Annotated in this window: 16 protein-coding genes; 13 read left to right on the top strand and 3 right to left on the bottom strand. The window is 65.8% G+C overall.

Going from position 1 to position 17,216, the window contains the following annotated elements; genetic code table 11:
- Positions 1-32: 32 nt before the first annotated feature.
- Positions 33-674, bottom strand: a complete 642-nt coding sequence (locus D0T21_RS21375; RefSeq protein WP_116991320.1) for a LysE family transporter — start codon at positions 672-674, stop codon at positions 33-35.
- A 149-nt stretch (positions 675-823) separates the two neighbouring features.
- Here D0T21_RS21375 and D0T21_RS21370 point away from each other — a divergent pair, with 149 nt between their 5' ends.
- Together D0T21_RS21370 and D0T21_RS21365 are read left to right on the top strand one after the other, a co-directional pair.
- A complete protein-coding gene (locus D0T21_RS21370; protein ID WP_116991319.1) occupies positions 824-1,762 on the top strand; it encodes a DUF808 domain-containing protein in 939 nt (312 codons plus the stop codon).
- Positions 1,763-1,820: 58 nt separating this feature from the next.
- Entirely contained in the window at positions 1,821-3,899 is a 2,079-nt protein-coding gene (locus tag D0T21_RS21365) for an EAL domain-containing protein (protein ID WP_116991318.1), read from the top strand.
- On the opposite strand, the gene D0T21_RS21360 is transcribed toward D0T21_RS21365, so the two are convergent.
- Positions 3,896-4,681, bottom strand: a complete 786-nt coding sequence (locus D0T21_RS21360) for a glutamate racemase (RefSeq protein WP_158568033.1) — start codon at positions 4,679-4,681, stop codon at positions 3,896-3,898. The genes D0T21_RS21365 and D0T21_RS21360 overlap by 4 nt on opposite strands.
- A 119-nt stretch (positions 4,682-4,800) precedes the next feature.
- Here D0T21_RS21360 and D0T21_RS21355 point away from each other — a divergent pair, with 119 nt between their 5' ends.
- The 11 genes from D0T21_RS21355 (at position 4,801) to D0T21_RS21305 (ending at position 16,417) form a co-directional block, all read left to right on the top strand.
- Positions 4,801-6,432 (top strand): PAS domain-containing methyl-accepting chemotaxis protein, encoded by a 1,632-nt coding sequence (locus D0T21_RS21355; protein ID WP_116991316.1) that lies wholly within the window; start codon positions 4,801-4,803, stop codon positions 6,430-6,432.
- Between the two features lie 2 nt (positions 6,433-6,434).
- The gene (gene hemN / locus D0T21_RS21350) at positions 6,435-7,868 is read left to right on the top strand and encodes an oxygen-independent coproporphyrinogen III oxidase (RefSeq protein WP_116991315.1); all 1,434 of its coding nucleotides are present in this window, start codon (positions 6,435-6,437) and stop codon (positions 7,866-7,868) included.
- A complete protein-coding gene (locus D0T21_RS21345; protein ID WP_116991314.1) occupies positions 7,865-8,623 on the top strand; it encodes a sulfite exporter TauE/SafE family protein in 759 nt (252 codons plus the stop codon). The genes hemN and D0T21_RS21345 overlap by 4 nt, the downstream gene beginning before the upstream one ends.
- Positions 8,602-11,091: a heavy metal translocating P-type ATPase gene (locus D0T21_RS21340; protein ID WP_116991313.1), complete on the top strand. Its 2,490-nt coding sequence runs from the start codon at positions 8,602-8,604 to the stop codon at positions 11,089-11,091. The genes D0T21_RS21345 and D0T21_RS21340 overlap by 22 nt, the downstream gene beginning before the upstream one ends.
- A complete protein-coding gene (gene ccoS, locus D0T21_RS21335) occupies positions 11,091-11,246 on the top strand; it encodes a cbb3-type cytochrome oxidase assembly protein CcoS (RefSeq protein WP_116991442.1) in 156 nt (51 codons plus the stop codon). The genes D0T21_RS21340 and ccoS overlap by 1 nt, the downstream gene beginning before the upstream one ends.
- A gap of 97 nt (positions 11,247-11,343) precedes the next feature.
- Positions 11,344-12,771, top strand: coding sequence for a cytochrome-c oxidase, cbb3-type subunit I (ccoN, locus tag D0T21_RS21330; protein ID WP_116991312.1), 1,428 nt, complete (start codon positions 11,344-11,346; stop codon positions 12,769-12,771).
- A 14-nt stretch (positions 12,772-12,785) separates the two neighbouring features.
- Entirely contained in the window at positions 12,786-13,400 is a 615-nt protein-coding gene (ccoO, locus tag D0T21_RS21325) for a cytochrome-c oxidase, cbb3-type subunit II (RefSeq protein ID WP_116991311.1), read from the top strand.
- Between the two features lies 1 nt (position 13,401).
- Entirely contained in the window at positions 13,402-13,566 is a 165-nt protein-coding gene (locus D0T21_RS21320) for a cbb3-type cytochrome c oxidase subunit 3 (RefSeq protein ID WP_116991310.1), read from the top strand.
- Positions 13,559-14,491, top strand: coding sequence for a cytochrome-c oxidase, cbb3-type subunit III (gene ccoP, locus D0T21_RS21315; protein WP_116991309.1), 933 nt, complete (start codon positions 13,559-13,561; stop codon positions 14,489-14,491). Before D0T21_RS21320 ends, ccoP begins: the two co-directional genes overlap by 8 nt.
- Complete coding sequence (gene ccoG, locus D0T21_RS21310; protein WP_116991308.1) at positions 14,488-15,873, top strand: cytochrome c oxidase accessory protein CcoG; 1,386 nt, start codon at positions 14,488-14,490, stop codon at positions 15,871-15,873. The genes ccoP and ccoG overlap by 4 nt, the downstream gene beginning before the upstream one ends.
- Positions 15,874-15,883: 10 nt before the next feature.
- Positions 15,884-16,417, top strand: a complete 534-nt coding sequence (locus tag D0T21_RS21305) for a FixH family protein (protein WP_199538516.1) — start codon at positions 15,884-15,886, stop codon at positions 16,415-16,417.
- On the opposite strand, the gene fnr is transcribed toward D0T21_RS21305, so the two are convergent.
- On the bottom strand, positions 16,414-17,172 hold the full coding sequence (gene fnr, locus D0T21_RS21300; protein ID WP_116991307.1) for a fumarate/nitrate reduction transcriptional regulator Fnr: 759 nt from the start codon (positions 17,170-17,172) through the stop codon (positions 16,414-16,416). The genes D0T21_RS21305 and fnr overlap by 4 nt on opposite strands.
- Positions 17,173-17,216: the final 44 nt, after the last annotated feature.

Here is a 17,216-nt window from a genome sequence, read left to right as displayed (position 1 = left end):
GGGATTACACCGCGTTACACATCTCAGGCAAATCAGGCACTTGCGCCGCCCCGCTTGACGAAGAACAAAGCCGCGCCGACCGCCATCAACAGGCCGCCGAACACCCGGTTCTGCTTCTTGACGGCGCCGGCGTCGCGGAAATAGCGCTGCATCGACGAGGCCAGGAAAGCGTAGCTGTGCATCACCACCAGGTCGATGCAGCACATGGTGGCGGCCAAAATCAGCAACTGCGGCAGCAGCGGCGCGCCCTGGGTTATAAACTGCGGCAACACCGCCACCATGAAAATAATCCCCTTGGGATTGGTGGCGTTGGTCAGGAAGCCGGTCAGGAAGCGTTTTCCGGCGCTCGGCACCACCACTTCCGCGCGGTCCTGCTGGGCGCTGACGCTGACCTTGGCGCGCCACTGGCTCAGGCCCAGGTATATCAGGTACAGCGCGCCCACCGTCTTGACCACGCTGAACGCCACTTCCGAAGCCAGCAGCAGCGAGCCGACGCCGGCGCCGGCGATGAAGAAGATCATCATCAAGCCGCTCTGCAAGCCGAGAATGGTGGCGGTGGTGCGGCGCACGCCGAACGACAGGCCGTGCGACATCGACAGCACCGCGCCCGAGCCGGGCGAGACGGCGATGATGCAGGCGGCGATGAAAAAGGTGATCCAGGTGGCAAAGCTCATGATAGTCCCGTGCGGTCAGCCGCAGCACCATGCTGCGGGGCAAAGTACATTGTAGCGGCGTTGGCGTCTCGCCGCCCGGCCCGTCATCGGTTAATATTGCTTATCAACCAAGGAATCCACATGACCCCTACTCCGCAGGAGCACCGCTAATGGCCGGCACCAGCCTGCTGGCGCTGATCGACGACATCGCCACCATCCTCGACGACGTCGCCCTGATGAGCAAGATGGCGGCCAAGAAAACCGCCGGCGTGCTGGGCGACGACCTGGCGCTCAACGCCCAGCAGGTGGCCGGCGTGCGCGCCGAGCGTGAGCTGCCGGTGGTGTGGGCGGTGGCGGTCGGTTCGCTGAAGAACAAGGCCATCCTGGTGCCGGCCGCGCTGGCGATCAGCGCCTTCGCGCCGTGGGGCATCACGCCGCTGCTGATGGTCGGCGGCCTGTACCTGTGCTTCGAAGGCTTCGAGAAAATCGCCCACAACCTGCTGCACCAGGACGAGGAAGACCAGCACCTGGGCGAACTGGCCGACGCCGTCAGCGATCCGGACGTCGACCTGGTGGCGCTAGAAAAAGACAAGATCCAGGGCGCGATCCGCACCGACTTCATTCTTTCGGCCGAGATCATCGTCATCGCGCTGGGCACGGTGGCCGAGGCCAGCTTCCTGCAACAGGTGACGGTGGTGGTCGGCATCGCCGTGGTGATGACGGTGGGCGTGTACGGCATCGTGGCCGGCATCGTCAAGATGGACGACGCCGGACTCTACCTGAGCCAGCGCGGCGGCAGCGCGGTACGCGCGCTGGGCCGGGTGCTGCTGGCGGCGGCGCCCAAGCTGATGAAGCTGTTGTCGGTGGTGGGCACGGCGGCCATGTTCATGGTCGGCGGCGGCATCCTGACCCACGGCCTGCCCGGCGCCCACGATGTGATCCACCACGCCGCCGAAGCGGTCGCCACGGTGCCGACGGCGGGACCGCTGCTGGCCTGGGCCACGCCGGTCACGCTGGATGCGCTGGCCGGCGTCATCGCCGGCGCGCTGACCCTGGCGCTGGTGATGCTCGGTGGAAAACTATTAAAACTATTTAAACAGAAAAAATAAGTCACCCGGCACGGAACTCCCTGACCCCTTTTCGCTCAAACAGCGAGGGAGGTAGGGTATGGAGAAATTGCAGCGGCATCTGCGCATGGCGCTGGACGCGGCGCGGATGATGATCTGGGATTCCGCGCTGGAAGATGGCAAGGTCATCGATAGCACGGTCAAGTGGATAGGCGCCGGCACCAGCCTGCTGGGCTTGCCGGTTGGCGACCTGTCGCAGCCGTTTTCCATTTTTTTACTCTCCGTTGAGCCCGAAGACCGCGAGCAATTGCTGGACACCATGCAGAACGCGGTCGACCGCCGCGTCGGCTATGAAGTCGAGTACCGGGTGCTGTGGCCGGACGGCAGCCGCCACTGGCTGGCCGCCAAGGCCCATGTGTTCTGCGACGAGCAGCAGCAGCCGGCCGGCACGCTGGGCATCGTCTGGGACATCACCGAACGCAAGGAAAACGAACAGGCCACGGCGCGCCAGCGCGAACTGGCCGCCGTCACGCTGCGCTCGATCGGCGAGGGCGTGATCACCACCAACGCCGACGGCGAAACCGACTACCTGAACTACATCGCCGAGCAGCTGACCGGCTGGACGCTGGAGCAGGCGCGCGGCCTGCCCATCTCCGCCACGCTCAAGCTGATCGACGACGCCGGCACGCCCATCCTGGAACACGTGGCGTTGCAATGCCTGCGGCTCAGGCAGGCGATCGGCATGTCATCGCAAAACCAGCTGGTCACGCGCGAGGGGCGCCACATCGCGGTGGAGGAATCGGCCGCGCCGATCTGGTCCGACACCGGCGAGCTGCTGGGCGCGGTGGTGATATTCCGCGACGTCAGCCACGAGCGCAAGCTCAGCAAGCAGCTGTCGTGGAACGCCAGCCACGACACACTCACCGGCCTGATCAACCGGCGCGAATTCGAAGTGCAGATCGCCGCCGTGCTGCACAGCGCCAAGGAAGAAAACCATGTGCACGCGCTGCTGTACATGGACCTGGACCAGTTCAAGATCGTCAACGACACCTGCGGCCACACCGCCGGCGACCTGCTGCTGCAACTGCTGTCGAAGATGCTGCAAACGCAGATGCGCGACAGCGACATCCTGGCCCGCCTCGGCGGCGACGAGCTCGGCGTGCTGCTGCCGCACTGCCCGCCCGACCAGGCGCTGCTGATCGCCGACCAGCTGCGGCAATCGATCAAGAATTTCCGCTTCGTGTGGGACCACCACACCTTCGAGCTGGGCGTGAGCATCGGCCTGGTCGAGATCAACCACCACAGCAAGTCCATGACCGCGCTGCTGATCGCCGCCGACCAGGCCTGCTACCTGGCCAAGGAGCGCGGCCGCAACCGCGTGCACCTGTACCAGGACTCGGACTTGCGGCTGGCGCGCCGCCAGGGCGAGATGCAGTGGGTGTCGCGCCTGAACGAAGCCTTCGAGCACCAGTACTTCCGGCTGTACGCCCAGCCCATCGTCGGCCTCGGCCCGCACGAGGAAACGCACGACGAAGTGCTGATCCGCATCCAGCCGGCCAAGGGCGATCTGATCCTGCCGGGCGCCTTCATCCCCGCCGCCGAACGCTACGACATGATGACGGCGATCGACCGCTGGGTGATACGCGCCGTCTGCCGCTACGTGCAGCGCACCCGCGGCAGCCCGGAAAGCCAGCCGCCGGCGCCGGCCCAGTACTCGGTCAATCTGTCGGGCGCCTCGCTGAGCGACGAGGGCCTGCACGACTACATCATCGAGCAGTTCGCCGAGCACGGCATCGCGCCCGAGCAGATCTGCTTTGAAATCACCGAGACCGCCGTGATCGCCAACCTGATCAAGGCGCAGGATTTCATGGCCGGACTGAAGGCGCTGGGCTGCCGCTTCTCGCTGGACGACTTCGGCAGCGGCCTGTCCTCGTTCGCCTACCTGAAGGCGCTGCCGGTGGACTTCCTCAAGATCGACGGCGTGTTCATCCGCGACATCGCCAACAACGCCATCAACCGCGCCATGGTCAAGGCCATCAACGAGGTCGGCCACGTGATGGGCATCAGCACCGTGGCCGAATACGTCGAGGACGAACCGACCCTGGCCGTGGTGCGCGAACTGGGCCTGGACTATGCCCAGGGCTACGCGGTCGGCACGCTGCGCCCCCTGGCTGCCTAGGCGGCCAGCTCGGCCTGCAAGGGCGTGCCCAGCGCGCGCAAGGCCGTGTTGAAATCATCCAGGCTCAGTTCGGCGCTGGCGGTGGCCACGCAGCGCGTGCGACCACCGCCGACGCTGGTGTGCGGCGCCAGTTCGGCCAGCACGCTGTCGGCCGGATCGAGGAATTGCACATCCGGCGCGGCCGCCACGAAAAAGGGCTTCAGCCACGGCAGGTGGGTGGACGACATCGTCATCACGTCCACCTGCGGATGGGCGGCGCGCAGTTCGGCGATGAAGCCGCTGATGGCGGCCTGGGTTTCCTGAGGCCTGTGGACAAAGGCGAAGTTTTCCACAAGATCCACCAGCGCCGAAGCATTCACCAGCAGCACCTCCGCATCGCCGCGATGGGCGTCGGCATAGGCCTGCATGGCGGCGCTGTCCACCATCGAGCGCACGCCCAGCACCGCCACCCGGCCGCTGGCCGAGCGCCGCACCGCCTCCGCCACCGGCGGGAAGATGCCGATCACCGGCACCGACACCGCCGCCCGCAGCGGCTCCAGCACCACCACGCTGGGCGCGTTGGACGCCAGCACCACCGCCACGCAGCCCTGCGCCTGCAAATATTCGGTAGCACTTTGCACAACGTTCAGCAACTGCTGCGGCGTTTTCGCGCCGTAGGGAAAACTGGCGCGGTCGGCGAAATACACGATGTCCTGCGCCGGGAAGGCCGCCCGCACGCGTTCGACGATGGCGTAGCTGCCGATCCCGGCGTCAAAAATTCCTATAGGACGTTGCAGTTCCATGATTTCCTTTGCTATCCCAATCCGGGGATTTTTGATCCACATCAATAAAATTGCAGGTCGGACTACGTAAACTGATCGGGTCAATTGCGATAGAGCAATAAATCGATCGGAGTCCCAACATGCGTAACAACCAGCCCGTCAGCAACCGTGAAATGGAAGTACTGGACGACCAGGCCATCGTCTCAAAAACTGACTTAAATGGCAATATTGTCTATGTAAATCCCTATTTCACGCAAATCAGCGGATTCAGCGAGGCGGAGCTGATGGGCGCGCCGCAAAACATCGTGCGCCATCCCGACATGCCGCCCGAAGCCTTCGCCGACCTGTGGGACTCGATCAAGGGCGGCACGCCGTGGACCGGCATCGTCAAGAACCGCTGCAAGAACGGCGACTACTACTGGGTGCGCGCCAACGTCACGCCGATCCGCGAAAACGGCAAGACCACCGGCTACATGTCGGTGCGGGTCAAGCCCACGCGCGCACAGATCGACAGCGCCGAACAGGCCTACCGCGCCATCCGCGAAGGCGGCAAGCACGGCATCCGCATCAAGAACGGCCAGGTGATCCGTTCCGGCGCCGGCACGCTGCTGTCGCGCCTGAGCCATGTGTCGCTGGCGATGCGCATCTGGTTGGCCACCAGCGTGGTCAACGTGCTGCAGGTGATCGTCTGCGCGGCCGCGCTGATGGGCGGCGGCGGCAACAGCTACGGCATTTTCGGCGCCACCTTCGCCGGCCTGCTGATCAACGTCTTCCTGTGGTACACCATGCGTTCCTCGGTGCTGCAACCGTTGGGCCGCGCGCTGCACGGCGCGCGCGCCATCGCCGCCGGCGACCTGTCCGGCTCGTTCGACACCGAGTCCACCGACGAAGTGGGCCAGCTGCTGCGCGCCCTGCAGCAAATGAACAGCAACCTGATCGCCACCATCCGCGACGTCCGCAACAACGTCGAGACCATGGCCGTGGCCACGCGCCAGATCGCCGCCGGCAACGCCGACCTGTCCGGCCGCACCGAGGCGCAGGCCGCCAGCCTGGAGGAAACCGCCTCCAGCGTCGAGCAGTTCTCGGCCACCGTCAAGCAGAACGCCGACAATTCGGCGCAGGCCAACCAGCTGGCGCAGAACGCCTCCAACGTCGCGGTGCAGGGCGGCGAGATCGTCGCCGACGTCATCGCCACCATGGACGAGATCAACAGCTCCTCGCGCAAGATCGTCGACATCATCGGCCTGATCGAAGGGATCGCTTTCCAGACCAACATCCTGGCGCTGAACGCGGCCGTCGAGGCGGCCCGCGCCGGCGAACAGGGACGCGGCTTCGCGGTCGTCGCCGGCGAGGTGCGCAACCTGGCCCAGCGCAGCGCCACCGCCGCCAAGGACATCAAGAACCTGATCAACGTTTCGGTCGGCAAGGTCAGCGACGGCATGGTGCAGGTCGACCGCGCCGGCGCCACCATGAAGGAAGTGGTGGCCTCTGTGCAGCAGGTGACGGCCATCATGCACGACATCTCGGTGGCCTCGCACGAGCAGAGCATCGGCGTCGACCAGGTCAACGCCGCCATCGCCCACATGGATCAGGTGACGCAGCAGAACGCCGCGCTGGTGGAAGAAGCGGCCGCCGCCACCGCCAGCCTGGCGCTGGAGGCGGGCGGCCTGACGCAGGCGGTCAGCCTGTTCAAATTCGGCAGCACGCACAAGGTGCGCACGATGCGCCCACCGGTTCGCCAACCACAAACCATGAAACGTCTCGCGGCCTGAACATGAATACCACTGAGAACCACACCGGCGGCACATTCCCCAGCGTCGAATTCGACGCCGCCATCATCGGCAAGCTGAGCCAATCCGGCCCACGCTACACCTCGTACCCGACGGCCGACCGCTTCCAGCTGGACTTCGGCTACGGCCAGTTCCTGGAGGCGGTGGCCGGCCTGCGCATGCGCCGCAGCCGGCGGCCCTTGTCCTTGTACATCCACATCCCGTTCTGCGACACCATCTGCTACTACTGCGGCTGCAACAAGATCGTCACCAAGGACCACAGCAAGGCCGCCACCTACCTCGGCTACCTGAAGCAGGAAATCGACATGCAGGGCCGCCTGTTCGCTGGCATGGGCCAGATCGAGCAGCTGCACTTCGGCGGCGGCACGCCGACCTACCTGAGCGACCGCCAGATGGGCGACCTGATGGCGCACCTGCACGCCAACTTCCAGTTCGCGCCGGACGCCCAGGGCGAGTACTCGATCGAGATCGATCCGCGCACCGTCAGCGTCGAGCGCGTGCACTCGCTGCGCGCGCAGGGCTTCAACCGCATCAGCCTGGGCGTGCAGGACTTCGATCCCGAGGTGCAGAAGGCCGTCAACCGCATCCAGCCGGAGGCGGAAACCCGCGCCGTGATGGACGCCGCGCGCGAAGCCGGCTTCCGCTCCATCAGCATCGACCTGATCTACGGCCTGCCGAAACAGAGCATGGCCAGCATGGAGCAAACGCTGGACAAGGTGATCGCCGCCGATCCCGACCGCATCGCCCTGTACAACTATGCGCACATGCCGCACCTGTTCAAGCCGCAGCGCCGCATCGCCGACGACGACCTGCCGACGCCGGCCGTCAAGCTGGACTTGCTGGCGCTGTGCATCCGCCGTTTGTGCGCGGCCGGCTACGTCTACATCGGCATGGACCATTTCGCCAAGCCGGAAGACGAGCTGGCGGTGGCGCAGCGCCAGGGCCGCCTGCAGCGCAACTTCCAGGGCTATTCGACGCGCGCCGAGGCCGAGCTGATTTCCTGCGGCGTGTCGGCCATCAGCGCGGTCGGCGCCACCTACAGCCAGAACGAGAAAACGCTGGAGGCGTACTACGAAAAACTCGACGAGGGCAAGCTGCCGGTCACGCGCGGCATCAAGCTCGATACCGACGACCTGCTGCGCCGCATCGTGATCCAGAAGCTGATGTGCAATTTCGAATTGTCGATCGCCTCGATCGAGCAGGCTTACCCGATCCGCTTCCCGCAGTACTTCGCGGCCGAGCTGGAAAAACTGAAAGCCTTCGAGGACGACGGCCTGGTGGAGACCGGTCCGGAATGGATCACCGTGACGCCGAAAGGCCGCCTGCTGATACGCAATATCTGCATGGTGTTCGACCGCTACCTGAGCCTGCCGCGCAGCGAAGGCCCGCAGCCTTTGCGTTACTCAAAAACGATATGAACGCCTTGCAGCTATTGCCGGTGATGGTGGTGGGGCTCGCGGGCAGCGTCCACTGCATCGGCATGTGCGGCGGCATCGTCGGCGCGCTGTCGGTAAGTACCGCGCCACTGCCGCGCAACGTGATACCGATCGCCGTCGCCCACAGCAGCGCCTTGCCGCGCGTGCTGTCGTACAACGCCGGCCGCATCGCCAGCTACATGGCGGCCGGCGCGCTGGCGGGCGGCCTGGCCGGTGGCGCGCACAGCATCGCCTCGCTGGCCGGGCTGCAACTGGGCTTCTACTGGCTGGCCAACCTGATGCTGGTGGCGCTGGGCCTGTACCTGATGGACGCCTGGCGCGGCCTGGCCTTGCTGGAGCAGGGCGGGCGCATGCTGTGGCAACGCGCGCAGCCGGCCATCGCGCCGATGATGAAATCGCTGATGCCGGCCCACCGCCCGCACCAGGCCTTCGCGCTGGGCCTGCTGTGGGGCTGGCTGCCGTGCGGCATGGTCTACAGCGTGCTGCTGACCGCGATGCTGAGCGGCTCGGCCAGCGACGGCGCCGCCGTGATGCTGGCCTTCGGCCTAGGCACGCTGCCGATGCTGACCGGCCTCGGGCTGATCGGCGCCCGCCTGCAACGCGCACTGCAACAACGCCGCGTGCGCATCGCCTGCGGCCTGCTGGTGCTGGCCTTCGGCCTGCTGGGCCTGGCGCGCGCGGCCGGCGGCATCGCGCCTGACTGGATGGACACTTTATGCCTGACACCACATCAATAAGCAGCGCCGCGCCGACTAGCGCCAATGCCGACGCCAGCATCTGCTATCACTGCGGCCTGCCGCTGCCGGCCGCCGTCAATCCGGCGTGGACCGTGCGCATCGCCGGGGCCGAGCACACCATGTGCTGCCCCGGCTGCGCGGCGGTGGCGCGAACCATTGTCGACCTGGGCCAGGAGTCCTACTACCGCGAACGTTCCGCCTTCGCCGCCAGCGCCGAGGGCGCGGACATGCTGCCGCCGGAACTGCGTCTGTACGACAACGCCGACCCGCGCTTCGCCCTCGATGAGGACAGCCGCGAAACCACGCTGGCGGTCGAAGGCATCCGCTGCGCCGCCTGCGTGTGGCTGATCGAACAGCGGCTGGCCAAGCTGCCCGGCGTCGACAGCGCCCAGCTCAACGTCGCCACCGAGCGCCTGTACGTGCGCTGGCGCAAAGATGCCTGCCAGCCCGGCGACATCCTGGCCGCGCTGCACGCGATCGGCTACGCCGCCTATCCCTACGACGCTCAGCGCCACGGCGAGCAGCAGCGCAAGGCCGCCAAGACCTTGGGCCGCCAGCTATTCGTAGCCGGCCTGTCGATGATGCAGGTGATGATGTACGTGGCGCCGGCCTACCTCGCCGAGTCAGGCACGCTGGACGACAGCATGGCCGCGCTGATGCGCTGGGCCAGCCTGTTGCTGACCTTGCCGGCCATCTGCTACTCGGCGCAGCCGTTCTGGCGCGGCGCCTGGGCCAGCCTGCGGGCGCGCGCGCCGGGCATGGACGTGCCGGTGGCGTTGGGCATCGCCGCCGCGTTCGGCGGCAGCGTCGCGGCCACCGTGCGCGGCCAGGGCGAAGTGTATTTCGACTCGGTGACGATGTTCATCTTCCTGCTGCTGTGCAGCCGCTACCTGGAGCTGCGCGCGCGCCGCAAGGCCGGCGCCGCGCTGGAGCGCCTGCAGCACGCGTTGCCGGCCTCGGCCACGCTGCTGGCGGACTACCCGGACAGCCACGCCGCCACCCTGGTCAAGGCCGCCGCGCTGGCGGTGGACGACGTCATCATGATCAAGCCGGGCGAGGCGGTGGCGGCCGACTGCGTCATCATCGACGGCCGCACCGTGCTCGACCTGTCGCTGCTCAGCGGCGAGAGCGCGCCGGTGGCCAAGGACGTCGGCGACGCGCTGCCGGGCGGCGCCATCAACGCCGGTGCGGTGATCCTCGCGCGCGTGAGCCGGCTGGCGCTGGACAGCACCATGTCCCAGCTGGTCAAGCTGATCGACCGCGCCGGCCGCGACAAGCCGCGCATCGCGCAATGGGCCGACCAGGTGGCCGGCTGGTTCGTGCTGGCGCTGCTGCTGCTGGCGCTGGCCACGTTCGCCTTCTGGTACTGGCTGGACGGCGACAGCGCCGCGCGCGCCTGGCCGATCGCGATCGCGGTGCTGGTGGTGTCCTGCCCGTGCGCGCTGTCGCTGGCCACGCCGACGGCGCTGGCCGCCGCCACCGACCGCCTGCTGCGGCAAGGCGTCCTGATCACCGGCCCGCAAACGCTGGAGACCTTGCACCGCGCCACCCACGTGGTGTTCGACAAGACCGGCACGCTGACCTTCGGCCGGCCGATGCTGCGGGAGATCCAGCAACTGGGCCTGATGCAGCCCGACTTTTGCCTGCAAGTGGCGGCCGCGCTGGATGCCGGCAGCACCCATCCGCTGGCGCGCGCTATCGTCAACGCGGCGGCGGCAGCCCAGGGCGGCGCGCGCGCCGACTGGCATCCGGTGGTGGCCGTCGAAGCGCCCGGCCGCGGCATCGAAGGCGTGCTGCACAATCGCCTGTACCGGCTGGGTAGCGCCGGCTTCGTCGCCGAGCTCAGCGGTACGGCGCCGCCGCACGACGCCGGCAGCGGCGTGACCCCGGTCTACCTCGGCGTCGACGGCCAGTGGCTGGCCTGCTTCCACCTGCACGACGGCTTGCGGCCGGACGCCCAGGCCACGGTCGACTATTTCCGCCGGGCCGGCAAGACCGTGGTGCTGCTCAGCGGCGACCACGACCGGCTGGCGCGCGAGGTCGGCGACCAGCTCGGCATCCACACCACCGTCGGCGGCTACCTGCCCGATGAGAAACTGGCCTTCGTCAAGCGCCTGCAACAGAAGGGCGCGGTGGTGGCGATGGTGGGCGACGGCATCAACGACGCCGCCGTGCTCAGCGCGGCCGACGTCTCGTTCGCGATGGGCGCCGGCGCCGCGCTGGCGCAAGCCCACGCGGACGCGGTGCTGCTGTGCGGCCGCCTGGACGCGGTGGCCGACAGCGCCCGCGTGGCGGCCCGCACCATGCGCGTGATCCGCCAGAACCTGGGCTGGGCCAGCGTCTACAACGCGGTGGCGATCCCGGCGGCGGCGCTGGGCTGGCTCAACCCGTGGCTGTCCGGCGTCGGCATGGCGCTCAGCTCGGCCGTGGTGGTGGCCAACGCGCTGCGCCTCAGAAGGGGACGATGATGGAAGCGCTCTACCTGCTCATCCCGCTCAGCGTGCTGCTGGTGTTTGCCGCGCTGTGGATCTTCTTCAGCGCCTCGGACGGCGGCCAGTTCGACGACCTGGTCGGCCCGGCGCTGCGCGTGCTGCAGGACGACGACAAGCCGCCAGTGGAATGAGCTGATCCGGGAAATTTTGATTCACATCAAGGATTTTTGAGTCTCGCAAAAGTAACCTTTGATACACATCATTAAAGCGTTCTTGGGAGAACTTCAAGTGGACCTTGCACAGAACTACAACTACAAGATTGTGAAGCAATTCGCAATCGCCACCGTGGTCTGGGGTATCGTCGGCATGCTGGTAGGCGTCATTATCGCCGCCCAGCTGGCATGGCCGGCGCTGAACCTGGACATTCCATGGTTGACCTACGGCCGCCTGCGGCCTTTACATACCAATGCCGTCATCTTTGCGTTCGGCATCAGCGGACTGTTCGCTACCTCGTACTACGTCGTGCAGCGCACCTGCCAGGTGCGGCTGTTCTCGGACAAGCTGGCCGCCTTCACCTTCTGGGGCTGGCAGGCGGTGATCCTCAGCGCTGTCGTCACGCTGCCGATGGGCCTCACGCGCGGCAAGGAATACGCCGAGCTGGAATGGCCGATCACGCTGCTGATCGCGGTGGTGTGGATCGCCTACGCGGTGGTGTTCTTCGGCACGCTTTTAACGCGCAAGGTCAAGCACATCTACGTCGCCAACTGGTTCTTCGCCGGCTACATCATCGCCGTGACGATCCTGCACGTGGTGAACGGCGCCAGCATGCCGGCAACCTTGTTCAAATCCTACTCCGCCTACTCGGGCGTGCAGGACGCCATGATCCAGTGGTGGTACGGCCATAACGCGGTGGGCTTCATCCTGACCGCCGGCTACCTGGGCATGGTGTACTACTTCATTCCCAAGCAGGCCGAGCGTCCGGTGTATTCGTATCGTTTGTCGATCGTGCACTTCTGGGCGCTGATCTTCACCTATATGTGGGCCGGCCCGCATCACCTGCACTACACCGCGCTGCCGGACTGGACGCAATCGATCGGCATGGTGTTCTCGCTGATCCTGCTGGCACCGAGCTGGGGCGGCATGATCAACGGCATCATGACTTTGTCGGGCGCCTGGCACAAGCTGCGCACCGACCCTATCCTGAAATTCATGATCGTCTCGCTGTCGTTCTACGGCATGGCCACCTTCGAAGGCCCGATGATGTCGATCAAGACCGTCAACGCGCTGTCGCACTACACCGACTGGGGCATCGCCCACGTCCACGGCGGCGCGCTGGGCTGGGTCGGCTTCATCACCATGGGCTCGATCTACTACCTGCTGCCGCGCCTGGCCGGCCAGCAAAAAATGTATAGCACCAAGCTGATCGACCTGCACTTCTGGGTCGCCACCATCGGCATCGTGCTGTACATCGCCGCGATGTGGATCGCCGGCGTGATGCAGGGCCTGATGTGGCGCGCGGTCAATCCCGACGGCACGCTGACCTACACCTTCGTCGAAGGCGTCAAAGCCACTTATCCGTACTACGTGGTGCGCTTCCTCGGCGGCCTGCTGTACCTGAGCGGCATGTGCGTGATGGGCTACAACACCTGGATGACCTTGCGTAACCGCGAAACCGCCGTGGCGCGCATTCCCGCGCTTGCCGCCGGCCACGCCTGATATCGGAGCGAAGCATGAAATTTTCACATGATTGGATCGAGAGAAACCCCTGGCTGCTGATCGCGCTGGTGACGCTGGTGGTCAGCGTCGGCGGCGCCGTCGAGATCGTGCCGCTGTTCTTCCAGAAGTCCACCACCGAGCCGATCGCCGGCCTGAAGCCGTACTCGCCGCTGCGCCTGGCCGGCCGCGACATCTACGTGCGCGAAGGCTGCTACAACTGCCACTCGCAGATGATACGGCCGTTCCGCGCCGAGACCGAACGCTACGGCCACTACTCGGTCGCCGGCGAGTTCGTCTACGACCGGCCGTTCCAGTGGGGCTCCAAGCGCACCGGGCCCGACCTGGCGCGCGTGGGCGGCCGCTACAGCGATGAATGGCACCGCACCCACCTGGCCAATCCGCGCGACGTGGTGCCGGAATCGAATATGCCGAACTATCCGTGGCTGGCGCAGACCGCGCTGGCGCCGGAATCCATTGTCCCGAAGATGAAGGCCCTGAAGCGCCTGGGCGATCCCTACACCGACGCCGAGATCGCCGCCGCACCGGCCGAGCTGAAAGACAAGACCGAAGAAGACGCCCTGATCGCCTACCTGCAAGGCCTGGGCACATTAATCAAGACGAGGAACTAGCATGGCTATCGAGAACCTGTTTGACCGCGCCAGCAGCGTGATGACGGTGATTTCCTTCATCACGTTCGCCGGCATCCTGTGGTGGGCCTTCATCAGCAACAAGGAAGCCGATTTCGCGGAGGTGGCACATCTGCCGTTCGACGACGAGGAGAACAGTCATGGCTGATTTCACCAACGGTTTCTGGGATATGTACATCGTGGTGCTGACCTTGCTCGGCATCGCCGGCTGCGGCATCCTGCTGTATTCGCAATCCCAGATCAAGGGCAAGGCCGGCGAAACCACCGGCCACGTGTGGGACGAGGACTTGAGCGAGCTGAACACGCCGATGCCGCGCTGGTGGATGTGGCTGTTCTACATCACCATCGTGTTCGCGCTGGTCTACCTGGTGCTGTATCCGGGCCTGGGCAGCTACGCCGGCAAGCTGGGCTGGAAATCCTCGGGCCAGTACCAGGCCGAGCTGAAGCAGGCCGAGACCGACTACGGTCCGCTGTTCGCGCAATACCAGAAGCAGGATCTGAAAAAAGTGGCGGCCGATCCCAAGGCGCACGCCATCGGCGAGCGCCTGTTCCTGACCTATTGCGCGCAGTGCCACGGCTCCGATGCGCGCGGCAACAAGGGCTTCCCCAACCTGACCGACAAGGACTGGCTGTTCGGCGGCGCCCCTGAGACCATCAAGGAAACCATCCTGCATGGCCGCACCGGCGTGATGCCGCCGATGGGCGCGGCGTTGGGCTCGGACAAGGACGTGGAAAACGTCGCCCACTACGTGCTGAGCCTGTCCGGCTCGACCGCCGATCCGATCAAGGCGGTGTTCGGCAAGGACAAGTTCGGCGCCTGCATGGCCTGCCACAGCGCCGGCGGCACCGGCAACCAGGCCATCGGCGCGCCCAACCTGACCGACAAGATCTGGCTGTTCGGCGGCAGCGCCGAAACCATCATGGAAACCATCCGCAAGGGCCGCAGCACCACCATGCCGGCGTTCGAGGACTTCCTCGGCGACGCCAAGGTGCATGTGCTGGCCGCCTACGTGTGGAGCTTGTCGAACGACGTCAACCAGGTTGAAACAGCACCGGTCACGGCAGCAAAATGAACGATCCTGCACCACAAGTGATCAAGATGTATGCGGCGCGCGAGGAGATCTATCCGCGCGAAACCTCGGGCCGCTACGCCCGGCTGCGCTGGCTGTGTGTCTGGCTGACGCAGCTGGCGTTCTACTGCACCCCGTGGATGCAGTGGAACGGCCGCCAGGCCCTGCTGTTCGACCTGGTGGCGCGCAAGTTCTACATCTTCGGCCTGGTCTTGTGGCCGCAGGACTTCATCTACCTGGCGGCGCTGCTGATCATCTGCGCCTACCTGCTGTTCCTGGCCACCGCGGTGGCCGGGCGGGTGTGGTGCGGCTTCGCCTGTCCGCAAACGGTTTATACCGAAATCTTCCTGTGGATAGAGCGCCGGATCGAAGGCAAGCGCAGCGCCCGCATCGCGCTGGACCGGCAGCCGCCGTCGGCCGCCAAGTTCGCAAAAAAAGGCGCCAAGCACCTGGCCTGGGGCGCGGTGGCGTTGTGGACCGGCTTTACCTTCGTCGGCTACTTCACGCCGATCAAATTACTCGGCAACGAGGTGCTGACCCTGAGCTTCGGCCCGTGGGAATGGTTCTGGGTGCTGTTCTACAGCCTGGCCACCTACGGCAACGCCGGCTGGCTGCGCGAGCAGGTGTGCAAGTACATGTGCCCGTACGCCCGCTTCCAGAGCTCGATGTTCGACCGCGACACGCTGATCATCACCTATGACAACGAACGCGGCGAACCGCGCGCGCCGCTGTCCAAGCGCGAAGAAGTCAACGGCGGTTCCTGCATCGATTGCAGCCTGTGCGTGCAGGTTTGCCCGACCGGCATCGACATCCGCAAGGGCTTGCAGTACGAGTGCATCGGCTGCGCCGCCTGCGTCGACGCCTGCAACGGCGTGATGGACAAGATCGGCCAGCCGCACGGCCTGATCCGCTACAGCACCGAACGCGCGCTGCTGATGCATTACACGCCGACCGCGATCCGCCAGCGCACGCTGCGTCCACGGGTGAAGATCTACGCCGGCATCCTGGCGCTGATCGTGATGGCGGTCGGCGCGGCGCTGTGGCTGCGCACGCCGCTCAAGCTGGACGTGATCCGCGACCGCGGCGCCATGGGGCGCGAGGTGGAAGAGGGCATGATCGAAAACGTCTATCGTTTGCAGATCATGAACACCACCGAGCAGGCGCATACCTACCGCATCCAAGTCGGCGGCATGGCCACGCTGGCGCAGGTGACGCCGGACCTGGTGCGGCTGGAAGGCACCGAGACCAAGGCTTATCCGATCCGCCTGCGCAGCGCGCACGGCGCCGGCAACCCGGGCTCGAACAAGATCGAGATTGAACTGACCGCAGTCGACCAGCCGTCGCTGCACGTGAAGGAACATGCGGTGTTTTTCGTGCCGCGCTAAGGGGATGCAGATGAGTGCTTCGATGATGACGCAGGCGCCGTGGTGGAAGCAGCGCTGGCCGTGGCTGCTGATGCTGGGCCCGGCCGTGGTGGTGGTGGCCGCGACCTACACCGGCTGGCTGGCCTACTCGCGCCAGGACGTGCTGGTGGTGGGCGACTACTACAAGCAGGGCAAGGCCATCAACCAGGACTTGCGGCGCGACCGCCTGGCTTCATCGCTGGGCTTGTCGGCGGTGATAGGCTATGACGCCACGCAGGGTACGCTGAGCGGCCAGCTGCGCCGCACCGCCAGCGACCGCGGCCAGACTGAGCGGCTATTCGTGCACCTGTCGCACGCGACGCAGCCGGAAAAGGATATCCAGCTGGTGGTGCAGCCGGATGAGTTCGGCGTATTCCAGATCAACCTGCCGATGCTGGAGCGCAGCCGCTGGGTGGTGCTGATCGAAGGCGAGAAGCGCGACTGGCGCCTGGCCGGCACGTGGAGCTGGCCGGCGCAACGCCAGGTGACGCTGCAGGCCGACTTGCCTGAGCCCGCCGATAATTAAGCACAGGTCTGGGTGCCGGCGGTGATCGCCTTGAGCGTCGCCGGTTCCAGCAACTCGATCTCGCGATTGCTCACGCGCAGCAAGCCTTCCTTCTTGAACTTGGACAGCAAACGGCTGATGCTCTCGATTGTCAGGCCGAGATAGTTGCCGATTTCCTCGCGTGACATGCGCAGCTGGAAGATGTGCGGCGAATAACCGCGCGCCTCGTAGCGCGACGACAGGTTGACCAGGAAGGCGGCAAAACGCTGGGTCGCCTGCATATTCCCCAACAACAGCATCACGCTCTGCTCGCGCGTGATTTCCTGGCTCATCATGCGGTGGAAGTGGCGCAGCAAGGTTGGCATATCGGCCAGCAGCTGCTGCAGACTGTCGAAGGGAATCTCGCACACTTCGCTGTCCTCCAGCGCCACGGCGGTGCAATGGTGCAGGTCGGCGCTGATGGCGTCCATGCCCAGCAGTTCGCCGGCCATCTGGAAGCCGGTGATCTGCTCGACGCCGTCGCGGCTGACCTGGTAGGTCTTGAAGTGGCCCAGCCGGATCGCAAACAGGCTCTGGAAGGCGTCGCCGATACGGAACAGCGGCGTGCCGCGCGCCACCTTGCGGCGGCGGCCGATGATCTGGTCCAGCCGGTCCATGTCATTGTTGTCCAATCCCATCGGCAAGCACAGCTGGTGCATGCTGCACGTCGCGCAGCTGGCCTTGAGGATTTCAATCGTGGCGCCGGGTAGGACCAGGGAGGGAAGTTCTCGTATCATGGCCCTAGTCTAGACCATTAGTCGTCATCTTTGGCTTATTCCAC

This window comes from Duganella sp. BJB476 (genome assembly GCF_003416895.1).
Lineage (GTDB): Bacteria > Pseudomonadota > Gammaproteobacteria > Burkholderiales > Burkholderiaceae_D > Rugamonas.
Note: the sequence above shows the minus strand (reverse complement) of the source record. Positions and strands in the feature narration are given on the sequence as shown.